Genomic DNA, 21,279 nt, shown 5'->3' with positions numbered 1-21,279 from the left:
CGCGTCTTCAGACGCGGGAGGAATCGCGGCCCTCCTTTCTCAGTTCAGTTAAAAACATCTTTCGCTTCTCAAGAAGCGAAAGTTTCTTGTAGGAAATACCGGCAGAAATCTTTGTACCGTTCAGACGGCGCACATCGAATGCACCCGAGGAGCGTCTGCCAATAATAAAGCCGATTTTCCCTTTGCACAGCACCTTGTCAAAGAGCCTGAAGCCGTGCACTAGGTACGGAGCCTGATGGCGCTTGCGCACACCGCCTTTGAGAATCGTCAGCTTGTGGATCTGGCGATTGTGGCGGCGCGTCTGTTTCTGAAACAGGTATTCGCCCCGACGTTTTGCGTCGAGGACGCCGGCAATGCAGAAAGCGTCCGCGCAATGCGTCTTCGGCAAGCCCGCGACGATGCGCTTGTGTTTGGTCAGATACCCGTAGGCATTCGTGACAGGCAATTCGGGATGGCGCTCGCGCAGGCGGTTGAGCACCGTCCAACGCATGAGGCCCATGAAAGTCTCTGCCCTGAAAGAAGCGCCGCGCCGGGGACTGAACTGCTTCAACTTGCCTGCGTGATACGCCTTGTGGCACGCCTCGCACAGTGTGATGAGGTTGCCCGGCGCGTCGCCTCCCGTTTTCCGACTCTCAATGTGATGCACGTTGAGAATCAGATCTTTCGATCTGCCTTTGCAGGCTTGGCAAACGTGACCGTCGCGGAAAAGAACGTACTCGCGCACGTTCCAGAATCCGAGCTGCTCGCCCTGCTGATAGCCTTCGCCTTCAATCTCTGGGTTTTTGATCTTCTGAATGTCGAAGGATGCGGGTTCAATCACGATTTTGGTGATCGGAAGCACTCGGCAAACCGCTTCAATGCGCGATATGTGCGCCTGAATGCGGTTCTCCACGGACGGCGCAAGCCAACCCTTGTGCTTTGATCGAACGCGATTGTCAAAACGCGGCGCACGGTAGCGCGTCTTGCGGTTGCGTCGGGCGCGGCGAAGTGCCAAGCGATCCGAGAGCAAGCCCGTCACGTCCTGCCGCAGTTCGACCTCGGAAGCCAACAACTCTTCCTTGGCGGTCGTTGCGCTCAGGCCGACGTGCTTGTAGCCCGCATCCACACCCAAGGTGATCGGCTGCTTGGTTTCGCCCGTCGGCACCGTCAGTTGAATCACAAAGGGCGTTCGGCGCACAGGCACGGCCTTCCCGGCCCGAAGCAGCTTACGCGCCTTGGGCGGGGAGCACGGCATGAGCGGTTGCCCGCGCATATTCAACACAAAAACTTTCAAAGTGTTCTCCATTGACGGATACCTCACGGGCTCCGTCTGCTCGACCTTGCGGTCGGTGCTGATCCTTCGCCAATGTTGGAAGGGGTTTGTTGTCTGAAGCACCGCTCCTACCTCTCAGAGCTTTTAACCGCAGACCGCAGAGCGCGGGACTAGGATCGACATCCCGCGGTGCCTGTTTGCGTCCCGTCTTGCGACGGAACGGATTCCCAGCCAACGGAGTCCGTCCGAAAACGGACTGAGGCTAGTCAACCAAGACTTGTTGCCAAGCCTTTGACTTCAGTCAGGGGTAGTTGACATTAGCCCATCGCCTGCTTGTTAAGCATTGGAAGGAACCGAAGAACTGACGGTTGGAGAAACTTGCAGGAGAGGCAGGATATGCAGGCATTGTACGGCACCGGGTACGGCAATCGGCGCGATGTCCGCAGGGGCCGCATCTCCCTCAAAAACAAAGCGCGGCGTGCCGCCGGCAATGCCCGCCTTCACAATTGACTTGTGGTGCCTGAGGGCTGTTTGAGCTTCAAGTGCGTCTTTCGGAAAGTAAAAAGCCGTGAAGTTTTCGCCGGGCTTCTTCATCATCAGGGGGCACGTGACGGCGTTGGTGTCGAGAAAGTGCGAAAACGCTGCTCCGGGAAAGGCGTCTTTCAGTGCCAGGTACACGCAGTTTTCAATGAGTGCATTTTTGAGTTCCGGCGTAAGGTGCCCGGCCGTATCGGAAAACCAGACCGCAAGGCCCGGCGTATTCCAGAAAAGTTTCGGGCGCATCTTGGCGCGGCGCGGTGCCGGAGCGGAGGCAGCTTCGACGAGTTCCACCACACCGCAGTCCACAAGAAACCGGCACCAGTCGCGCGCGCAGGGCCCTGAAATCCCGCAGCGCGTGCCGATTCCGGCCCAGTTCATGCCGCGGGCGGTGTAGTCCGAGAGGACTTTGAGATAACTGAAAAACGTCCCCGGATCCCGCACCCGCAGTACCGGCAGCACCTCGTCATAAAAGAAGCGGTGAAACCAGGCGCTCCAGTACACCGAGGGCGTGGCGCGCAAGGGGCTGTCTGAGCCGATGCCGGCCGTCAGAAGCGCCGTACCGCAGGATCCCGCATGTCGCAATGACGCGTCGGCCGCGTCAAACGTAAGGGCCCGGGGCGCCGTGAGATAAGTCACCGTCAGTCTGATGCCGCGCTGATCACAGGTCTTTCTGAGCGCCGTCAGCCTGCGGCTTCCGATGTGGCCTGAAAGCGTGAGGTTGCGGGTATGCCAGAGATCAAGGTGCTTTACGGCTTCCGTGAGCACCTCAAAGGCCGCATGGATATGGTCGATGCAGAAGTCACGCCCGTACTGCTCAAGAAATTCAGCGGGAGACGCCCTGAAAAACCGCCAGGCACGGATGTCGGCAAGATCCACACGGTTGGCGGGCGCCTCCGGTGTATCAGTGATTTCCCGACCGGTCTCGGTGATCCGGAGAATCATCTCCGGCATCGGTCGTGCAGAGCGGATTTCTGTCGCTTCCATGGCGTGTCAAGAAAAAAATTCTATGAGTGAGGCTAAACCTTCAGGGCCCTAAAAGTACTGCACTTCGCCTGTCCGGTCAAATTCCCGTGACGGCCGAAACTTCCTGCTGCAACAAGGCATGAGGGGGCGTTTTCCGCGGATTAAGACTTGTTTCAGAATTCGAATTGTAAATCTATTGGTAGTTTGTTGAAGGTGGTGTAGCATCAACATCTTGTGTCAGAACTAAAAAGCCAAAGGATGAAAATGCAGGTATTGAAGAAGGACGGCAGCCTCGAGGATTTCTTCCCGGCCAAGATCATCAGCGCCATTCAGAAGGCGGCTTTCCGCTGTGACCGAAAGCTTGATGCGGAAACCCTTGAATCGATGGCCGAGACCGTGCGCAAGCGCTCCGAACACGAAGACAAAGTCAGTGTTGCGACGCTGCATGAACTCGTGATCGCCGTTTTGAGCAGCTTCGGCTTTAAGGATGTCGCCGACAGCTACGCCGAATACCGCTACTACCGCAGCAATTACGCAAAGACCTTTGAGCAGCTGCGGCAGGACGCCGATGATGTGCTGCGCCTCGGGGACCGCGAAAACGCAAACTTCGACAGTTCTCTGGTGAGTACGAAGGGCAGCCTCATCAAGGGTTACCTTACCAAGGAACTTTACCGTCAGTTTTATCTTTCCAAGACCGAAAAAACGCTCATCGACCGCGGCGACATCTATATCCACGACATGCGCGACATGATCCTGGGGTCGATCAACTGCTGCCTTTTTGACATCGGAAACCTCCTCAAGGGCGGTTTCGAAATGAGTAATGTCCGCTACACCGAACCCAAGACCGTTTTAAGCGCCCTGCAGGTGATCGGTGACGTGACGCTTGTGGCAACAGCGCAGCAGTTCGGGGGCTTTTCACTTCCTGAACTCGATAAGGTATTGCTTCCCTACGTCAAAAAGACCTACGCGGCGTTTGTGAAGAAGTACACCGAAGAGTGCGGGCTCCCGGAAGAAAAGGCCAAAGCCATTGCCCGCAAGGACACGCTGCGGGAGATCGAACAGGGCTTTCAGTCGCTTGAACACAAACTCAACACCGTTCCCTGCTCGCGCGGCGACTTCGCCTTTACGACGATTACGTTCGGCCAGTGGGATCCGAAACTTTCCGAAGAAGACCGCGACTGGCTCTTTGAAATCGGCCGCTCCATTCTCGTGACGCGCCGTGAAGGGCACGGGCCAAACCATCAGCCGGTGGTCTTTCCGAAGCTGAGTTTCCTCTACGATCAGAAGCAGATCGACGCGGACCCCTGGTCCAAGAAACTTTTTGACGAGGCGGTGAAGACGTCGTGTCAGTGCATGTACCCGGACTATCTGTCGTTAAGCAGCAAGTACGGTGACGTCTCACGGCAGTTTCAAAAGTACGGGATTGTGGTAAGCGGCATGGGCTGCCGCGCCTACCTTTCCGAGTGGCACGATGAAAACGGCAAGTACGTTTCGGTGGGCCGCTGCAACATCGGTGCGGTGTCGCTGAACCTCCCGTTAATCATCAAACTCGTGCAGCTTGAGCATCCGAAGACCTGGCAGACGAAGTTCTGGGAGGTTCTCGATGAACGGCTTGAGGTGATCCGCGAATTCTTAAAGAAGCGCTACGACGCACTGCGCCATCAGAAGTGCTCCTCCAATCCCCTGGCCTTTACGCAGGGCGGCTTTTACGAGGGCACCAAGGATCCCGATGACGAAGTGGGGGATCTGGTGCGCTACATGACCGCAAGTTTCGGCATTACGGCTCTGGACGAATCCACGTACCTTTGGACCGGCAAGCGTCTCATTGAAGAGGGCGGCGTCTTCTCCAATCAGGTCTTAAAGCACATGAAGGAGAAAATCGGTCAGTTTAAGAAGGAAGACGGGTATCTGTACGCCATCTACGGTACGCCCGCCGAAAGTCTCTGCTACACGCAGGCCAAGCAGTACGACCGCTTCTGCCGTGAACGCGGCGTGGAAAATGTGTTTTTGAATACCCCGCACTATTCGCCGGAGTATTTCTCCAACAGCTTCCATGTGAACGTTACCGAAGACATCACGCCCTTTGAAAAGCAGGACGCGGAATTTAAGAACTTCCACGACTGCGAGGGCGGCCACATCATCTACTGCCGCATCGATAACCCCAACAACACGCAGGCGGTGCAAGCCATTGTCCGCCGCGGCATGGAGATGGGCTTTTATCAGGGTGTGAACTTTGACTCCGCCTACTGCAACACCTGCGGGCGCCACAGCACCAACGTGCAGCAGAAGTGTCCGTACTGCGGCAGCATGGATATTTCCGTGATTTCGCGTGTGTGCGGCTACCTCGGTTTCAGTAATGTGAACGGCCACACCCGCTTTAACGACGGCAAGAAGGCCGAGTGGCAGAACCGCGTGAGTATGTAAGGCGCACTGAGCTTACTGTTTTACACGGGAGTTACACGGGAGGCGCCGGACGTTTGGCCGGCGCCTCACGCGCATTTTGGAAAAGAACAATATGAATTACTGCGGTTACACAAACTGTGACGCCGCCAACGGCCCGGGCATGCGTGTCTCAGTCTTTGTTTCGGGCTGCACGCTGCACTGCAAGGGGTGCTTTAACCCCGAGTCCTGGGACTTTAAGGCGGGCAAGGTTTTCGATGAGGCGATGCTTGCGAAGATGCTCAAAGACTGTGAGCATCCCTTTGTGTCCGGTCTGAGTGTCCTGGGGGGCGATCCCTTTGAGGCGGAAAACATGGACGGGGTGCTCGCGCTTTTAAAAGCCTTCCGCGCAAAGTTCGGCGACACCAAGACCGTGTGGATCTGGTCGGGAAGAACTTACGAAAAACTCATGAAGGACACAAAGGCCGCTCAGATCATTGCACTGAGCGACGTGCTCGTGGACGGCCCCTACATCGAGAGCCGGCGCGTGACGGAACAGGGCCAGTGGTTCGGGAGCACCAATCAGCGTGTCCTCAACATTAAATCGCTCTGAGCCTATGCAGGTCAGATTTTCCGGCGTTTTTAATGAAAGCCCGAGACTCTGACTAGGCTAAAATACTCATTCCCCAAGCCGCCGAAGAAGTGCTTTCGGCGGTTTTTGCTTAGCTGAAAAAATCTGAGAAGGTATTAAAAATGGATCAGAAAGAAGCTCTGCTTGAACGATTCCTGCGTTACGTTGCGGTCCCCACGCAAAGTGACCCCAAGGCAGCCACCGTACCGAGTAACCCCAAAGAGTTTGACCTTGCCCGGCTCCTGGCCGATGAATTGAAGACCATGGGCTTTGTTGACGTCGAGGTTTCCGAGTACGCCGTTGTCACCGGGAAGCTTCCTTCGAATCTGCCCGCGGGCACGAAGGCCCCGAAAGTGGGCTGGTGCACGCACATGGACACCGTCAACATCGGTAAGTCCGGCGACATTCATCCGCAGGTGATCCGCGGCTACAAAGGGGGCGACATCTGCCTCAATAAAGAAAAAGACGTGTGGCTGCGCGTGAAGGACCACCCCGAAGTCGAACGCTACAAGGGCGACGACCTGGTGGTCACCGACGGTACGACCGTTTTGGGTGCGGACGACAAGAGTGCGGTTGCCAACGTTATGACCGCCATGGATATCGTGATCCGTGAAAACCGTCCGCACGGCGACATCTGGGTGTGTTTTGTCCCGGACGAAGAAATCGGCCTTTTGGGCTCCAAAAAGATTGATTTCAAGAAGTTCCCCGTGGACTTTGCCTACACGATCGACTGCTGCGAATTGGGCGAAGTCGTCTGGGAAACGTTTAATGCGGGAAGTGCGTTTCTCACGGTTGAAGGTGTGTCCGCGCACCCGATGTCTTCGAAAAACGTTCTCGTGAACCCCGTGATGGTCGTGCACGATTTTCTCAATATGCTTGACCGCGGCACGATGCCTGAGTTCACGGAAGGTCGTGAAGGCTTTATTCTGCCGAAGTCGCTCACGGCTTCTCCCTCGCAGGCCAAGCTTCTCATCAACATCCGCGACCACAGTAAGGCCGGTTACGAAGCCAAAAAGGCGCTGCTCAAGCAGGCCGTTGAATTTCTCAAAGTGCGCCACCCGCGCGCCGTCATTTCCTACACCCAGGAAGACGTCTACAGCAACATCGCCGATGCCGTGACGCCTGAGAACCGCTCCTGCATCGACCTTTTGTATAAGGCGCTCGAAGAAGTGGGTGTGAAGGCGAAAACGATTGCCATGCGCGGCGGCACCGACGGCTCTTACATCTCCACGCAGGGTATTCCCACCCCGAATTACTTCACCGGAGCGCACAATTTCCACAGCGTGTGCGAATTTATGCCGATGAGCTCCTGGGTTAAGAGCCTTGAAGTGACGTTAAAGCTCGTTGAGCTCACCGCCAAGGCCTGAGTTTGATTTGAATTTTTTCAGTTTGAGGTAGTTATGAGTTGGACAGTTTGGGCGGCCGTCGTCGTTGTGTGCGTGACGGTCTGGGCCCTCATCAAGCGCTATGAAACGCGTCTGGTGCTTTTGGTTTCGGGTCTGGTGATGGCACTTCTGAGCCTTGACCCGATGATGGCTTTTAAGCAGTTTGATAAGTCCATGACCAACGGCAGTCTCATCATCGCCATCTGCTCGGCCATGGGTTTTGCCGCAGTGATTTCGGTCACCAAGTGCGATGCGCACCTTGTGCGTCTTCTCACGCAGCCCTTAAAGCGCATGGGGATTTTCCTTTTGCCCGCATGTATGGCTGTGACGAGCGTCATCGCAACGGCCATTCCTTCAATGGCAGGTCTTTGCGCGTCCGTGGGTCCCACGATCATCCCGATCATGGTGCGCGCGGGTTTTCGGCCGGCTACGGCCGCTGCCGCCGTGGGCGCGTGCCTGATGCCCGCGTACTTTAACCCGGGCGTCTCGCACAACCCCTTCATTGCGAAGCTTGCGGGTATCGACGTGATGACCTTCATCGGCAACCACGGCATGATGACACTGGGTCTTACGATTGCCGCCATTGTGCTGATGACCGTCATCTGCATGATTTACGGCGACTACCGTAAGGAAGGGTTCGGCGAACTCAAGTCCGAGGCCGCCGCGGAACTTCCGGAACGCGCCAACGTCCTTTACGCTGTTGCGCCGCTCGTTCCCGTGGTGCTCCTTGTGTGCACGTCGCTGTGGCTGCCGCAGATGAAGATTTCGGTCGCAACCGCGATGCTCGTGGGCATGATTTACGCGCTTGCGATCACCCGCAGCAACCCCCAGGACACGATCAAGAAGTTCTTTGACGGCATGGGCAAAGGCTACGCCAACATCATCGGCATCATCATCGCCGCCGGCGTTTTTGCGGCCGGTCTGCGTGCCGCAGGCGTCATTGACCTCTTTGTTGAGTTCCTGAAAAACTCCAACGAAGTCGCCAAGATCGGCGGCAGCGTCGGGCCCTTCATCCTCGGTGTTCTCACCGGGTCCGGTGACGCCGCGGCCTTTGCCTTTAACGAAGCCGTGACGCCGCACGCACCGTCCTTCGGCATGACGATTGATTCGCTCGGCTACCTCGCGATGATGTCGGCCGGTCTCGGCCGTATGGCTTCGCCTCTGGCGGGCGGCATCATCGTGCTTTCGGGCATTGCGATGGTAAGCCCCATGGAACTTATTAAGCGTACGGCCCCGGCAGCCGTGATTATGCTGATCGGCCTGTATTTCCTTACGTAGCCGCAACTTTTGCGGCAGGTTGTAAAGCCAGCCGCAGAGTTTGACAAAAACGCTGTTTCGGGAGTTTTTCCGGGACAGCGTTTTTTATCGGTCAGCCTGCCGCGTACTACATTGCGCGCGTTGTTAATAATCAGTTCGGCGGCTAGGCAGCCGGTGTTCTTAGGTTGCCTTTAACGTTCGCCGTCCTCACCGGTTAGTCTGCGCGTGCTGTCCCTTTCCCGACAGACGCCTGTAACCGGTGTTTCTTTTTCCGGCAGGAGAGCACGCGCGCAAAGAAGGAGGAGATCTTCTATGTTGCGTCAGTTGTCTGTGGCCGCCCTGTGCGTTGCAGCTTCGCTATCCACCGCCGCCTTTGCTGCGTAATAGCGTCCGGTCGAAACGGCTTCGATCAAAAGAACAGACTGCATATAACCTCCGAAGACGCTGAAAAGCCGTGCCTTCCCATAGTAAGGAAAGCGCGGCTTTTACCGAAACGGAGCCGGCACTCACTCCTGCATCAGTGCTTTGAAAGAAGCGCGGCAATCTGCACGATGTCAGCCGGCAACGTTCTGCAGCAGCCGCCGATACAGCGCGCCCCGAGACTCTTCCAGCGGCCTACAAAATCGTCCCACCCGGGGTGATTCACCGGGTGATGCCAGGTCTTCGTGGCCGGATCATAGGTTTCGCCGGAATTCGGATAGACAATGAGGGGCTTATCTGTGACGGAATGCGCGAGTTCAAGCGCCCGTGCAGCCCACTCCTGGCGGATGCAGTTAAAGCCCAGCGCATCAATGTTGTCAAATGCAGAAAGGTGTCTGACGGCATCAGTTACGGGCGTGCCGTCAGCGGTGTGCTCGGCGTCTGCCAGTGAAAACGTCACCCAGGCCGAAAGCCCGTCTTCTTCGGCCATTTGTGCAACGACCGCCGCTTCTTCGGGTTTGGGCTGCGTTTCAATTGCCAGAAGATCCGCGCCGGCCTCAGCCAAAGCCTTGAGCCTCAGACCGTGAAACGCGCGGTATTTGTCGCGGGTGAGAGTGTAGTTGCCGGTGTATTCGCTGCCGTCGGCAAGATACGCACCGTAAGGGCCGACGCTTCCCGCAACCAAAAGAGGTGAGTTTCTCTTTTCAGGGTGAGCGGCCAGGACCGTGTCCCGCGCACGCCGGGCAAGCGTTACCGAGAGCGCAATGAGTTCAGCGGCTTTTTCCGCGCCGATTCCCTTGGCTTTAAAACCGGCTTCACTGGCCTGGTAGCTTGCGGTGATCGCGACGTCGGCACCGGCTTCGTAGTAGCGGCGGTGCACTTCATAGATTTTTTCGGGGTCTTCGGCAAGGATCTTTGCGCTCCAGAGGCTGTCGTTGAGGTTGCAGCCCAAGGATTCGAGCGCCGTGGACATGGCGCCGTCAATGACGACACTGCCCTTGGCGGCAATGAGATCGCGGAGCGGATGATTTCGGACGAATTCGGTCACGGCGGGGATCCCTTACAAATAATTCGGATGTCCGACACGATAGCGGAATCGGTTAATGACGTCTTGCGAAAAAGCGTAAGACCGCGAAAATTAAGCCCGACGCGGCGGCAGACGCGGTAAGCTCCCGCCACAGTTTTTTAAGTATCTTCTGAGTCATTATGTTAAGACGCAAGCTTTTAACGGGCGCCGCAGCTGCCGCGCTGACCGCCAATGTTTCTTTTCAAGCCTTCGCCCGGGAACGCAAAACCCTCATTGTCGGGATGGATGCCGCCTATCCGCCCTTTGGTTTTCAGAACTCCAAGGCCGGCACTTATGTGGGCTTTGACGTGGATGTGATCCGCGCCATCGGTAAGGCAGAGGGCTTTGCCGTGGATATCCGCAATATGGCTTTTGACGGACTGATTCCGGCGCTGAAAACCGGCAACATCGATATCGCGATCAACGACATCACCGTAACGCCTGAGCGACAAAAGAGCGTCGATTTCAGCGACCGCTACTACATCGCCGGGCTCGGTGTGGTCGTTGCGGCCGGCAACAACACGATTAAAACCGCAAAAGACCTCGAGGGCCGAAAACTCGCGGCTTCAATCGGCTCTACCGGTGAAATTGCCGCTAAGGCAATCAAGGGTGCCGACGTGCGGATTTTCAACCAGTTGAATGAATGCTTCCTTGAACTCAGAAACGGCGGGGTTGAGGCTGTCATCAATGACATTCCCACAAACGACTACTATGTGGCAAACGCCGGCCGCGGGCGTGTGAAGAGCCTTGCGGTGGCGCTTACGGCCGAAGATTTGGCAATTGCCGTCAAAAAAGGCAATACTGATCTTTTGGCGCGTGTGAACCGGGGTTTAAGAACCATCAAGCGTAACGGCGAATTTGCCGTTATCTATAAGAAGTGGTTCGGCAAAGAGCCCCCGAAAGCGCTTTTTGAGTAATTGTTTTATCCGGCCGGATGCGCCGGAGAAGCGGGGGTGAGATGAGCAGTTTGGGCAGAGGATTTATCAGAAAGGCGGCGGCTGCAGCCGTGACCGCGGCATTGTTGCTTTCGGGAGCCGCTTACGCGGAAAAACTCACGCCAGCGCAGTTTGAGTCGCAGTTTAAGGCGATGGCGGCTTCCGGTGAACTCGGTGCAGCGCTCACCGCTGCCTACGGTGCGGGGCCGGATAAAAAAGAGATTCTCACCGGCTACACCGCGCTTTTTGCTTCGGATGCGGTGGCCAAACGCCTTGTGGGGGAATTTGACGCCGCAGGGCTTCTTGATACCGCGAACTACCCCAAAAACGCCGAGCGGCGCGACGTGATGGCGCTTTTTGCCCAGAGTTTCACGGAAGACCTCTTTGTGAAGGGATTAAGACGCCTGACGCCTGCGGAAAAGAAAACCTACTTTAAGTTTCTCGCGTTTCGTCTTACACAGATGTCGCCCGTTCTTTGTAAGCGGGTGGCCGCGGGTGACCCCAAGGCAAGCGAAGACCAGGAGTATGTCCGCGTAATGCGGGGGCTTTATGCGGCGATGGACAAAGACCTGCTGCAGGACTTTCTGAGCGCCAGAAGCCGCGCGGTGCTCGCGGAAATCCGGGCGTTTCCTGCGGTGGCAAAGGTCAGCGGTGAGAAAGAGCGCGAGGGGCGCGACGCGATGAATGCGGCGCTCGAGGCGCGTCTGGCGGCGCTTCCTGAAGGTGAGCGCACGGCATTAAAGGCCGGGCTTACGGATCCCATGAAGGCTTCTGCTGAAAACACCTGCCGTGCGTTCGGGTTTTACCTTTCCACGATTGCGTCTCTCACGGGGGAAGCAGGCGACAACTACGTTTCCACGGCAGTGAACCGTGTTGCAGGTCAAGAATGAACGAGATGCGCGTATTTTCCTCGTCGTACCTGGCTTTGTCGGAGTGCCGCCTTGATGCGCCCGGCCGGCGCCGCCCCAAGCCCGCGGACGTGACGGCGCTCTTGTTGCCCGACCTCAGAATCGAAGGCGACAAGCTTTTTGATGAGATGGCCGACATTACCTGCGGCAGTAATTCCGTCACCTGGCCCGACCGCGTCGTGACAACCGACAGCGGTACCAAAATTATGGCTGTAGGGAGCACCACCGATCCTGATGCCGCGCAGATTGCGGCTGTTGCCGTCGTGGACGAAAAAACAAAGGACATCACGGTCTGCGCGTTTGTCGAGCAGCTGCCCGGTGCCGCAATCGAGATCATCCTGCGGGATAAGGCACCCACGGACAATAACGTCACGGGAGAAATCAGCTTTGCCTGCGGTGCGGCACCCGAAAGTTACTTTGAGTGCTTTATGCCGTTTTATCTTGCCGAAGACGAAAAGCTCGTGCCGGGCAGAAAGCTCTGTCTGTCGCTGGCCGGTATCGGCTTTGATGTGAGGCGCATTGACGGCGAAGAGCCCGTCACCGCGGGGCCCCTGTTTGAAAGTCTTCAGAAGCAGTGGCTCCGGGATAATCCGGACAAAAAGCCCGCGGACTTTTCGCTTGTGCTTCAGCCCTCGGACTGCTTTTTAGCCTCTCCCTCTTACGAGACGACGTCCTGCGTGACGGTACGCCAGCCCCTGCTTGCAGTCGAAAAGATTGAGATCGCCGGGCACGGGTTTTATAAAGTTTTGTATGCGCTCGCAGGCTTTGCCGAAGACGATGTCCGTTACCTCGTGCTGCCGGTGTATGTACCGGAAACAGCCTTTGCAGAAGAACCGAGGGCAGGGGAATCTTTTGAGATGTCGGTGATGCTGACCGGGTACTTGAGAGATCCAGCGACGCTTAAGCCTCAGGAATGCCTGTGTCTGAGAATTTCCTGACACCGTAACGGCAAGGGGATCGACCGGCCGGTTAACTTTTTCCGGTTATCCGTACGCTTTGCGGAAAACGCAAAATCCCTTTGAGCCAAACTCATTGTGACCGACGGTGACTCTTCCTATTCTCTGATCATGCCAGACCAAGGAGAGAACAGCATGTTCAGACTTAAGACCGCGGCATTGGCCGCAACGATGGCCGCAGCAGCGCTTTCAGCCCAGGCTTCCGATGTTGAAGTGTTCGGGCGGCTTGATACCGGTGTGCTCTATACCGTCAATCAGGGGGACGCCAAAGACACTTTACAAATGTCCACCGGCCGTTCTACCGGCAGCCGCTGGGGGCTGGAAGCTACCGAAGATTTAGGCAATGATTGGCAGGTCGTGGCCCACCTTGAATCCGGCATCAGTTCAGATACCGGTGAATTCTGCAGCTCCTGCGGCAGCCGCATATTCGGACGACAGATGACACTGTCACTGAAGAACAATTCTTTCGGAAAAATCGCTTTCGGCCGGTCCGGAAAACCGCTTTCCGGCTCCGATGAATTCACACGAATCCGCTCTTTTACACCGTTTGGTGTGACTTACGGAGACGCGGGACTGCTCTTTTACGGTAAGGGCGGTCGTGTGGATAACGGCGTTTTCTACCAGTCACCGAGGGTTGCGGGATTAACTGCAGTTCTTGCGGCCTCAACACAGACAAGCAACCAGGAAGAACCGGAGTGGACGGACAATACGCGTTTCTGGGGCGGGTCACTTGACTGGAAGGGCGGCAATCTCGGTCTGATCGTCGGCGCCGAGCAAATTGTGGTCGCGCGAGCCGATAAGGAGACGAAGGACAATCCGACTACGCTTCTGATGGGGGCGTACTACGACTTCGGCTTCATGAAACTCATGGCGGCATATCAGAAGGGCTGGGACCTTGACAGAATCGGCGCTTTTCAGGGCGGCAGCAAACTGACGATCGGCGGGAAAAACAGCATCGTGCGTTATTTTGACGCGGACTTTTACATGCTTGGTGCAACTGTCCCGGCCGGTAAAGGGCTTGTTCGGCTGAGTGCGCTATACATGACCGGCGAAAATGCGCAGCGCCTTGCCAATAACTCCGTCTCCAATGACGAAACAAAAGCCGGATACTGGGCGGTCGCTGCCGGCTATACCTATCCCTTCAGCAAGCGTACGAGCGTTTACGGAACGGTGTCTTATCTGCAGGGGACGGACGCCCTGGATAAAAAGTACAAGGTAACTACGGCTGACGGCGATCTGACGCGTTACCAGTTCGCGGTGGGTTTGGTGCACAAGTTCTGATCCGGGGAGTTGTTCTATGCAAGGTTTTGTCAAATCAGCTGTTACGGTTTTCCTGGGAAGTTTTGTCATGACTTCGGCCATGGCGCTGGAAAACTCCGTGAAGCCCGAGGTCACCGAGCCGCTTGCGGTCTCTCCCAAGGTATCGCTTCTGATCGGTAATTCGTATTCGTTCTACAACTGCGGCGTACATACCTATCTTCGCGGTTTTATGAAGGCAGGTACGCCCAAGGAGAATATGAAGACCCGGCTGCTCACCATCAGCTCTGGCGCCCTGTCATTTCATGATGTGGGCTTTTATCTGAGCCCGCATGAGCAGGATCCTTATGCAGTTGTCAAAGACGGAAAGCTCACCAAGCCCATGTTCGATGTGGTGTTGCTGCAGGGGTACTCTGCGGCGGCCGTGTCCAAAAAACGGTTGCCGTATTTTGAAAAGTATGCGGCAGCTCACGCTGAAACGATCCGCAATGCGGGCAGTACGCCGATGCTCGTGATGACCTGGACTAAACAAGATAAGCCCGGGGATATCCGTAAGCTTGCCGACAACACAATTACCATCGCCAATAAGGCCGGTATGCGTGTCGTGCCCGTCGGTTTGGCTTTTGCCGAAGTCCGCAAGCTGCGGCCGGAACTTGTGATGTATATGCCGGACAAGAGTCATCCGTCTGCAGCCGGTAGCTACCTCTACGGCGCTGTACTTTATGCAACGCTTTTTCACCGGTCGCCGGCCGCCATCGATTACCTCGGTGAGTGCGAAAAACCGTTGTCTGCGGAAACAGCGAAGTTTTTGAGGGAAGTTGCCTGGAAGACGGTGGCTGACTTTAACGGCTGGGAGCAGTAAAGTCCTACCCTGACGCAACTCGGGAGCCGGCGCTGTTGCCGGCTCTTTTGTCCGTGCGCTCGGCATGAGCGCGTTCTAACGGGTGAAAGTCCCGAGTGCAGGGGGTAGCACCAAGCACATAGCCAAGAGCAAGGGTGTCCGCCGCGAGGCGGGATCTGAAGGAAGCTGGAGGCAAACCACTGACCTGACGTACAGAAACTGCATAAGGCATTCGAAGATGGGTAAGTCTGCTGAACAAGATGAAGCCCGAAGCTACACGGAATCCGAGGTGTAGATGCAGCAGGTGCATGGTGGGAAAGAACGTGTTCTTACCCGAGGAGGACTCACGGACTTCAATGCAACAGCATGGTCGGAGTAAAGCTTGCCGTGAGTAGTCAGCAACGGTCATAGTAAGCAGGGCAGTACCTGACGAAGGACCAAATTTATAGGAGTACGGTGCCGTAGACACAAAGTCGCATGGCGCAGAAAACATAAGAAACCTGTCTGAGTTTTGGTACCCACGGAATGGGAAGAGGGACTTAGGAGGGCGCAACGGCCGTGATGGACATGGAAAACACCGCACATACCCCGCCTGCTTTCACGACGGCGTAGCCGATCTCAGGTCCGGTAGATCTGGCTGCGGTCAACAGCCGCCTTATCCGGCGGCAGCCCCACAAGCGCAGAGACTTCGGCCTCGTAGGAAGCAAAAAGCGACTGCATGGCTTTGGCGTACCATTCAAGGAAAATCCGGACGCGCTTCATGTGCCAGGCTTCATGGCTTGCCACGATAAAGCATTCGGCCGGCGGATGAAACCATCCCGGCAAAATGGCCACGAGCCTGCCGGCCACAATATCCTCATGGATCTGCACAAGCGGCATATCCACCGCCACGCCCATGCCTTCGAGAAGCGCCGAACGGATGGCGAGAATGTCCGTTGACCGGATGACCGAGGCAAAGTTAATGGGCTCTGTGCGTGTGCCGCGGACAAGCACCTTGGTTTCTTCGCGCACGGGCCCGGTGTAGACAAGGCCTGTGTGCTGCCGGAGGTTGGCGGGTTCAATCGGCATACCGTGCCGGCTGATGTAGTCGGGGCTTGCCACAGGAAGGTAGACATTGCGGCCGCGGCTCATGTAGCAAAGGCCAGGAAGTGTGGGTTCTCCCGTGATGGTTGCAACATCGCATGCGCCTTTCTGAACGTCTGCGGCACTAAAGCCGCTCAGAATTTCCACCGTAATCTGCGGGTGCAGTTTCTGAAACTCCTGAAGAAGCGGTGTAAGGCGCCGCGCGGCAAAACCGGGCGCTGAAGAAAGCCGGATGTTGCCGGTTAAGGCACTGTTGTCGTCAATGAGTTTCTGCATCAGGCTGTCGTGTGCCTTGACGATCTGTCCCATGCGTTTGACAACAATTTTTCCGGTTTCCGTGAGCTGCAGCGGCCGCACGGAATGGTGGATGAGTTCGCAGCCAAGCGACTTTTCAAGTGCAGAGATGGCGCGCGACACAACAGACGCATCAACGTTAAGGGATTGCGCGGCAGCCGTGAGACTGCCGGTTTTGGCAAACATCAGAAAGGCGCGCCAGGCGCCGAGATCGTCGAGCTTGGACATGACCGTCCGTCCTTGACCGGGTTTATGGTTCGATACAGAAGATTGTAGAGAAGAACACTTCGTTCTATTTTGCAAAATCAGCAAAATGTCTTTGCCGAATAAACATTGATTGAGATGCTGAAAGAAGGAATACTGCATGCATCAGTTTTTGCCGGGAGCAAATCGTGCAGCGTGATGAATTTTTCTGGATTTCAGAAATTAATAAGGCCAGTGTCGTCGCAAACAGCCGCAGCGGGCTTTTGGAGCCGACAATTGCGAAAGAAGCCGCGGGCGGCATTAAGGCGCTTGATGCGGCCGCTGAAGCTGATCCCCCCAAGCGCGTCAAGCGCTACATCGACTATGAGCCGATGCTCATTGCGGCAACGGGGCCCGAGGTGACGATGCTTCATGCGGGGCGCTCAAGCCAGGACATTTTGTCTACGGTGCGTGTAGCCATTGACCGGCAGGATCTCTTTGCTGTCGCCAAGGCGCTTGACGCCGTGATCGAAAAACTTCTGAGCCTTGCGGCCGCGCACCGCGATACGATTGTTCCCAACTACACAAACGGCGTTGCTGCTCAGCCCAACAGCTACGCGCATTACCTTCTGGGCTTTACAGCGGCGTTTCTGCGGGACCGCACGCGTCTCAATGAATGTCTTGCCCGTTACAACGAATGCCCGATGGGCAGCACCGTGCTTAACGGCACAGGCTGGCCGCTCGACCGCGAAACGATGGCGAAGCTCCTTGGGTTTGAACGGCCGCGCCGCAATGCGTTTGACTCCACCTGCGTAGCGCCGGTGGACTTTCCGCTGGAGATTGCCTCCGTTGCGGCTTCCATCGGTATTCACGCGGGTTCGCTGATTAATGACATCATGGTGCAGTACGCGCAGCCCCGTCCCTGGATCATTCTGAAAGAGGGCGGTGACAACACGTATGTGTCGTCCGCGATGCCGCAGAAGCGTAATCCGGGTCTGATGAATAACTGCCGTGCGGATGCCTCGGACGTGGTCTCCGAGATGAATGCCGTCTTCTTACGGGTGCATAACCTCGTGCCGGGGATGGTTGACGGTAAGAGCGTCGCGAAGAACTCCCGTATGGCAAAGGCCGCGGTCTCGATGCTCGAGCGCTTCCTCAAGGTCTTAAATGCGCTTTGCATTAATCCGGAGAGAGCGCTTGAGGAGCTTAACAACGACTGGACGGCCTCGCAGGAAATTGCCGACCGCCTGATGCGCGACCACAAACTGCCTTTCCGTATCGGACACCATGTCGCAAGCCGCATGGTGAGCTGGGCGCGTGCCAACAACGTCCTGCCCAAAGACTTTCCCTACAGCCAGATGCAGCGCATCTACGCCGAAGAAATCCGCGAGGAGTTCCCGCAGGGACCGGCGGTGCTCCCCATGACGGAAAGTGAATTTTTGGACGCTCTGGATCCCCGCAAGATTGTGGCCGGGCGCCGCACGGCGGGAAGCTGCGCTCCGGCGGAAGTCGAGGCAATGCTCCGGGAATTCACGGGGCTTCTCAATAAAGAAAAAGAGAAGACGCAGGCGGCTGAAGCGAAAGTTGATTCGGCCCTCAGTGAGCTTGCCGCTGAGTTTCAAAAATATCTTTGAAAAAGGACTGAAGGAGATTAATCATGTCGGCACTTTTACCCTGGATAGCCGTCATTGTGACGGTGCTGGCGGGCTGGGCGCTCATTAAGCGCTACCAGACCCATATGGTGTTGCTTTTTGCCGGGCTTGTCATCCTTATTTGCGTGGCGCTCATGGGCGGCACGGGATTTCTTCCGAAGGGCGTTAAGCCCTCGGGTTTCTGGCTCTTTGATATTTTTGCGACCCTCAAATCGATTGCAACGAAACAGAGTTCCGGGATTGGGTTTCTCATCATGACCGCGGGCGGTTTTGCCGCTTACATGGACAAAATCGGCGCGGCAAGGGCGCTCGTTGACGTGGCCGTCAAACCGCTTTCGAAACTCAAGGCCCCGTACCTCGTGCTTGCGGGCGGCTACATCGTGGGTCAGTTGCTCGTTACGGTGATTCCGTCTGCCGCCGGTCTTGCGATGCTGCTTCTCGTGGCGCTTTTCCCGATTTTAAAAGCCGTGGGCACTTCCCCGGCCGCCGCGGCTTCCGTGATCGGGACCTCCGCGGGCATGACCTTTGCACCGACCGCGGGTACCGCGAGTCTCGCCGCCAAGGTCGCAGGGCTCGATCCCATTATTTATCTCGTACAGTATCAGCTGCCGCTTGCGGTTCCGACGCTTATTGTCTGCTGCGTGGCGCACTACTTCGTGCAGCGCTATTACGACCGCAAGAACACTGACGTTTACGCGGAGGCGGCCGCCGTCAAGGCCGCTGATGTGCCGGCAGTTCCCAAGTGGTATGCCCTTTTCCCGGTGCTGCCGATTGCGCTGCTCATCATCTTTTCCAAGCTCGTAGTTACATCTGTGAAGCTTGATACGATCGCCGCTCTTTTCATGGTTTGGGTGGGCGTCGTCATCATCGAAATCATCCGCTACCGCGACGTGAAGAAGATCTTCAAAGACGCCATGGCGATGTTTCAGGCGATGGGCAAGATGTTTGCCGGCATTGTGGCGCTCATTATCTGCGCCGAGTTCTTTGCAACGGGCCTGAAGACCTCGGGCCTCATCGATATCCTGATTAATTCCGCGCAGGGCGTGGGCGCAGGTATGGGCGCGATGACCGTACTTCTGACCGGGATCGTCTCGATCGTTACGTTCCTCACTGGTTCCGGCGTCGGTGCGTACTCGTCCTTTGCGGCCTTGGCGCCGGATGTTGCCGCGGGCCTCGGCGGCTCGGTCGAAGCGCTTGTGACGCCCATGCAGTTTGCTTCCGGGATGCTTCGGGCCATGAGCCCGGTTGCCGGCGTGATCATTGCCGTTGCCGGTGCTGCCGGCGTTTCTCCGATGGCGATTGTGCGGCGTACCTGGATTCCGATGATTGCAGGTATGGTGACGACACTCGTCTTTAACCAGATTTTCTTCGGCTGATTTTCATAGAAATTCCGCGAGGAAACCCGCGTCTTCAGACGCGGGAGGAATCGCGGCTGTTTTTATTTTAAAAAATTGGTACCATACGCACTATGCTAAACATCGTTTACAGCAGAAACTGCGTCTATCAGACAGCTTACCATATGGTATGGTGCCCCCAGTACAGGAAATCCGTTCTCAGGGGTGGTGTTGCGCAGTCTCTGCGTGAGTTGCTTGAAAGCATATGCGCTGAAAGAAAGTATGAGATACTTTCTTTGGAGATTCAGCCGGATCACCTGCACCTGTTTGTCAGTTTTCCGCCGTCCGTCAGCATTGCCGACGCGGTGAGAGTATTGAAGGGTGCAGTGCAAGGATGCTGCTGATGCGGCATCCGGAACTCAAAAATGAACTTTGGGCAGGCCATCTTTGGTCGCCTTCTTACTACGTCGGAACAGCAGGCAGTGTCAGTGCAGAAACGATCAAAAGCTACATCGAAAGGACTGAACACATCCGCGGACGGCGTTAGGCGCGTTGAAGGGAGCGGCAAGTGTGTCCGCACAGCCCGCGTTCGGCTGGAACTACTCGATCCGGCAGCACACGAAAAGCTCGCAACGACGCAGAGACTCTATGCGCAGGTGTGTAACTTTGTGGTTCCGACAGTAGCGGCGGACCGCACGAAGAGGCTCTGGCAGCGTTTCACGCTGCATCACGCAGTTTATGACAAGATCAAGGCAAAATTTCCGGATCTCGGCAGCCAGTATGCCTGTAACGTCATCCGCTCGGTGTCGGCAGCCTACAAGACGGAGCTTGCCAAGCATCCGGCACAGCTCAAAAGTGAGGACAAGAAGCTCAAGACGCTGGTGTTCAGGCACCCCTCGATTCACGTCGACAAGAACACGCTGACATTTTTCCCTGACGGCACTGTTTCAATTTCAACCATCAGCGGTCGGATTCGGGCACGTCTGTGCCCCGGCCCTTTTCAAAAAGAGTTGCTGGCTTCGGGAAAGCGTAAGGAGTGCAACCTTGTTCTGCATCCCCGGAGAGGCCGGAAAGAAGCGTTTTGGGAGCTTCACATCGCAGTGGAGTCCCAAGGTTGTTCGGGCGAAGAGCATTTAAAGAATCTGAAAGCCGACGAGATCATGGGTATTGATGTCGGCGAGAACAATGTTGCGGCCGTCAGCACGGGCCGTATTTGGAAAGCAGGAGCATTAAAGGATAAAAGAGACCGATATATGAGTCAGAGAAAGCGTCTTCAGCGCAACGGCTCTCAGAGTGCCAGACAGCACCTGAAAAAAGCCTCAGGCCGAGAAAGACGCCATGTGACGCATGTCAATAACGTTGTAAGCAAAGAGATTGTGCAGGAAGCCGTAAAGCGGGGGATCAAGTTAATCGCCCTTGAAGACCTGACGCATATCCGGGATCACATCAAGGCCGGGAAACGCATCAGAAGCCGACTGCACCGCTGGTCTTTCCGTGAGTTGCAGGAGATGATTGTTTACAAAGCGGCAACCGCTGGAATCCGGTGTGTTTTCTTGGATCCGCGCTATACAAGCCAGACATGCTCACAGTGCGGGGCACCGGGCAAACGCCATAAGCACGGGTTCCGTTGCAACCAATGTGGTCACCTTGCGCACAGCGACTTGAATGCGAGCCGCAACCTGCAGGGTCTGTGCCGACAGCTGTCAGCACAGGGGCTGATGTAAACCAGCCTTATGTTGGGCCGTGTGATGCGGTTACAATAAATCCCCCGTCTTCAGACGGGGGATTGTTTACTTCTCCTCTTTCGAAGAAAAGAGCAGCGCTCAGTCTTTTGTTCAGGCTGAGCGCTGTTTTTCTCTTCGTCTGTTCAGAATACACATGCTCTTTCGGGGAGCAGTAGCCGGCAACTCGGCAGATAAGCCTGCGTTCGCCGGTAACACGCC

At 56.3% G+C, this 21,279-nt stretch carries 16 protein-coding genes and 1 pseudogene; 13 read left to right on the top strand and 4 right to left on the bottom strand.

Going from position 1 to position 21,279, the window contains the following annotated elements; all coding sequences use genetic code 11:
* Positions 1–7: 7 nt before the first annotated feature.
* Together iscB and NXF97_RS02625 are read right to left on the bottom strand one after the other, a co-directional pair.
* Entirely contained in the window at positions 8–1,285 is a 1,278-nt protein-coding gene (gene iscB / locus NXF97_RS02630; RefSeq protein ID WP_274956374.1) for an RNA-guided endonuclease IscB, read from the bottom strand.
* 303 nt (positions 1,286–1,588) lie between these two features.
* Positions 1,589–2,743, bottom strand: coding sequence for a DUF4143 domain-containing protein (locus tag NXF97_RS02625; RefSeq protein WP_274956373.1), 1,155 nt, complete (start codon positions 2,741–2,743; stop codon positions 1,589–1,591).
* Positions 2,744–3,019: 276 nt separating this feature from the next.
* Here NXF97_RS02625 and nrdD point away from each other — a divergent pair, with 276 nt between their 5' ends.
* The 4 genes from nrdD (at position 3,020) to dcuC (NXF97_RS02605) (ending at position 8,428) form a co-directional block, all read left to right on the top strand.
* Positions 3,020–5,179 (top strand): anaerobic ribonucleoside-triphosphate reductase, encoded by a 2,160-nt coding sequence (nrdD, locus tag NXF97_RS02620; RefSeq protein ID WP_022373128.1) that lies wholly within the window; start codon positions 3,020–3,022, stop codon positions 5,177–5,179.
* A 91-nt stretch (positions 5,180–5,270) separates the two neighbouring features.
* Positions 5,271–5,747, top strand: a complete 477-nt coding sequence (gene nrdG / locus NXF97_RS02615; RefSeq protein WP_274956372.1) for an anaerobic ribonucleoside-triphosphate reductase activating protein — start codon at positions 5,271–5,273, stop codon at positions 5,745–5,747.
* Positions 5,748–5,887: 140 nt separating this feature from the next.
* The gene (pepT, locus tag NXF97_RS02610) at positions 5,888–7,132 is read left to right on the top strand and encodes a peptidase T (RefSeq protein ID WP_274956371.1); all 1,245 of its coding nucleotides are present in this window, start codon (positions 5,888–5,890) and stop codon (positions 7,130–7,132) included.
* 33 nt (positions 7,133–7,165) lie between these two features.
* The gene (dcuC, locus tag NXF97_RS02605) at positions 7,166–8,428 is read left to right on the top strand and encodes a C4-dicarboxylate transporter DcuC (protein ID WP_274956370.1); all 1,263 of its coding nucleotides are present in this window, start codon (positions 7,166–7,168) and stop codon (positions 8,426–8,428) included.
* Between the two features lie 496 nt (positions 8,429–8,924).
* Here the strand turns inward: dcuC (NXF97_RS02605) and mmuM are convergent, their stop codons facing one another.
* Complete coding sequence (gene mmuM / locus NXF97_RS02600) at positions 8,925–9,875, bottom strand: homocysteine S-methyltransferase (RefSeq protein ID WP_274956369.1); 951 nt, start codon at positions 9,873–9,875, stop codon at positions 8,925–8,927.
* Positions 9,876–10,033: 158 nt separating this feature from the next.
* On the opposite strand from mmuM, the gene NXF97_RS02595 reads away from it, so the two are divergent.
* The 5 genes from NXF97_RS02595 to NXF97_RS02575 all read left to right on the top strand — a co-directional run bounded on the left by NXF97_RS02595 (position 10,034) and on the right by NXF97_RS02575 (position 14,811).
* Positions 10,034–10,810 carry a basic amino acid ABC transporter substrate-binding protein gene (locus NXF97_RS02595; RefSeq protein WP_274956368.1) on the top strand — a complete coding sequence of 259 codons (777 nt, stop codon included), beginning with the start codon at positions 10,034–10,036 and terminating at the stop codon, positions 10,808–10,810.
* A gap of 41 nt (positions 10,811–10,851) precedes the next feature.
* Positions 10,852–11,718 carry a hypothetical protein gene (locus tag NXF97_RS02590; protein WP_274956367.1) on the top strand — a complete coding sequence of 289 codons (867 nt, stop codon included), beginning with the start codon at positions 10,852–10,854 and terminating at the stop codon, positions 11,716–11,718.
* Between the two features lie 5 nt (positions 11,719–11,723).
* Positions 11,724–12,674, top strand: coding sequence for a hypothetical protein (locus NXF97_RS02585; RefSeq protein WP_274956366.1), 951 nt, complete (start codon positions 11,724–11,726; stop codon positions 12,672–12,674).
* Between the two features lie 153 nt (positions 12,675–12,827).
* Positions 12,828–13,973 carry a porin gene (locus NXF97_RS02580; protein ID WP_274956365.1) on the top strand — a complete coding sequence of 382 codons (1,146 nt, stop codon included), beginning with the start codon at positions 12,828–12,830 and terminating at the stop codon, positions 13,971–13,973.
* Between the two features lie 67 nt (positions 13,974–14,040).
* Positions 14,041–14,811 (top strand): SGNH/GDSL hydrolase family protein, encoded by a 771-nt coding sequence (locus tag NXF97_RS02575; protein ID WP_235836792.1) that lies wholly within the window; start codon positions 14,041–14,043, stop codon positions 14,809–14,811.
* Between the two features lie 597 nt (positions 14,812–15,408).
* Here NXF97_RS02575 and NXF97_RS02570 read toward each other — a convergent pair.
* Positions 15,409–16,395, bottom strand: a complete 987-nt coding sequence (locus NXF97_RS02570) for a LysR family transcriptional regulator (RefSeq protein WP_274956364.1) — start codon at positions 16,393–16,395, stop codon at positions 15,409–15,411.
* 164 nt (positions 16,396–16,559) lie between these two features.
* Here NXF97_RS02570 and NXF97_RS02565 point away from each other — a divergent pair, with 164 nt between their 5' ends.
* The 4 genes and pseudogenes from NXF97_RS02565 (at position 16,560) to NXF97_RS02550 (ending at position 21,060) form a co-directional block, all read left to right on the top strand.
* Complete coding sequence (locus NXF97_RS02565) at positions 16,560–17,984, top strand: argininosuccinate lyase (RefSeq protein WP_274956363.1); 1,425 nt, start codon at positions 16,560–16,562, stop codon at positions 17,982–17,984.
* Between the two features lie 23 nt (positions 17,985–18,007).
* Positions 18,008–19,378: a C4-dicarboxylate transporter DcuC gene (gene dcuC, locus NXF97_RS02560; protein ID WP_274956362.1), complete on the top strand. Its 1,371-nt coding sequence runs from the start codon at positions 18,008–18,010 to the stop codon at positions 19,376–19,378.
* A gap of 92 nt (positions 19,379–19,470) precedes the next feature.
* Positions 19,471–19,883: pseudogene (tnpA, locus tag NXF97_RS02555) on the top strand (IS200/IS605 family transposase).
* Between the two features lie 109 nt (positions 19,884–19,992).
* Positions 19,993–21,060, top strand: coding sequence for an RNA-guided endonuclease InsQ/TnpB family protein (locus NXF97_RS02550; RefSeq protein WP_274956361.1), 1,068 nt, complete (start codon positions 19,993–19,995; stop codon positions 21,058–21,060).
* Positions 21,061–21,279 lie beyond the last annotated feature (219 nt).

This window comes from Duodenibacillus massiliensis, assembly GCF_928721995.1.
GTDB classification, from domain to species: Bacteria; Pseudomonadota; Gammaproteobacteria; order Burkholderiales; family Burkholderiaceae_F; genus Duodenibacillus; species Duodenibacillus massiliensis.
Note: the sequence above shows the minus strand (reverse complement) of the source record. Positions and strands in the feature narration are given on the sequence as shown.

Coding starts and splice junctions, on each gene's coding strand:
- iscB (WP_274956374.1), bottom strand. CDS start 1,285: ATGGAGAACACTTTGAAAGTTTTTGTGTTGAATATGCGCGGGCAACCG.
- NXF97_RS02625 (WP_274956373.1), bottom strand. CDS start 2,743: ATGCCGGAGATGATTCTCCGGATCACCGAGACCGGTCGGGAAATCACT.
- nrdD (WP_022373128.1), top strand. CDS start 3,020: ATGCAGGTATTGAAGAAGGACGGCAGCCTCGAGGATTTCTTCCCGGCC.
- nrdG (WP_274956372.1), top strand. CDS start 5,271: ATGAATTACTGCGGTTACACAAACTGTGACGCCGCCAACGGCCCGGGC.
- pepT (WP_274956371.1), top strand. CDS start 5,888: ATGGATCAGAAAGAAGCTCTGCTTGAACGATTCCTGCGTTACGTTGCG.
- dcuC (WP_274956370.1), top strand. CDS start 7,166: ATGAGTTGGACAGTTTGGGCGGCCGTCGTCGTTGTGTGCGTGACGGTC.
- NXF97_RS02595 (WP_274956368.1), top strand. CDS start 10,034: ATGTTAAGACGCAAGCTTTTAACGGGCGCCGCAGCTGCCGCGCTGACC.
- NXF97_RS02590 (WP_274956367.1), top strand. CDS start 10,852: ATGAGCAGTTTGGGCAGAGGATTTATCAGAAAGGCGGCGGCTGCAGCC.
- NXF97_RS02585 (WP_274956366.1), top strand. CDS start 11,724: ATGCGCGTATTTTCCTCGTCGTACCTGGCTTTGTCGGAGTGCCGCCTT.
- NXF97_RS02580 (WP_274956365.1), top strand. CDS start 12,828: ATGTTCAGACTTAAGACCGCGGCATTGGCCGCAACGATGGCCGCAGCA.
- NXF97_RS02575 (WP_235836792.1), top strand. CDS start 14,041: ATGACTTCGGCCATGGCGCTGGAAAACTCCGTGAAGCCCGAGGTCACC.
- NXF97_RS02570 (WP_274956364.1), bottom strand. CDS start 16,395: ATGTCCAAGCTCGACGATCTCGGCGCCTGGCGCGCCTTTCTGATGTTT.
- dcuC (WP_274956362.1), top strand. CDS start 18,008: ATGTCGGCACTTTTACCCTGGATAGCCGTCATTGTGACGGTGCTGGCG.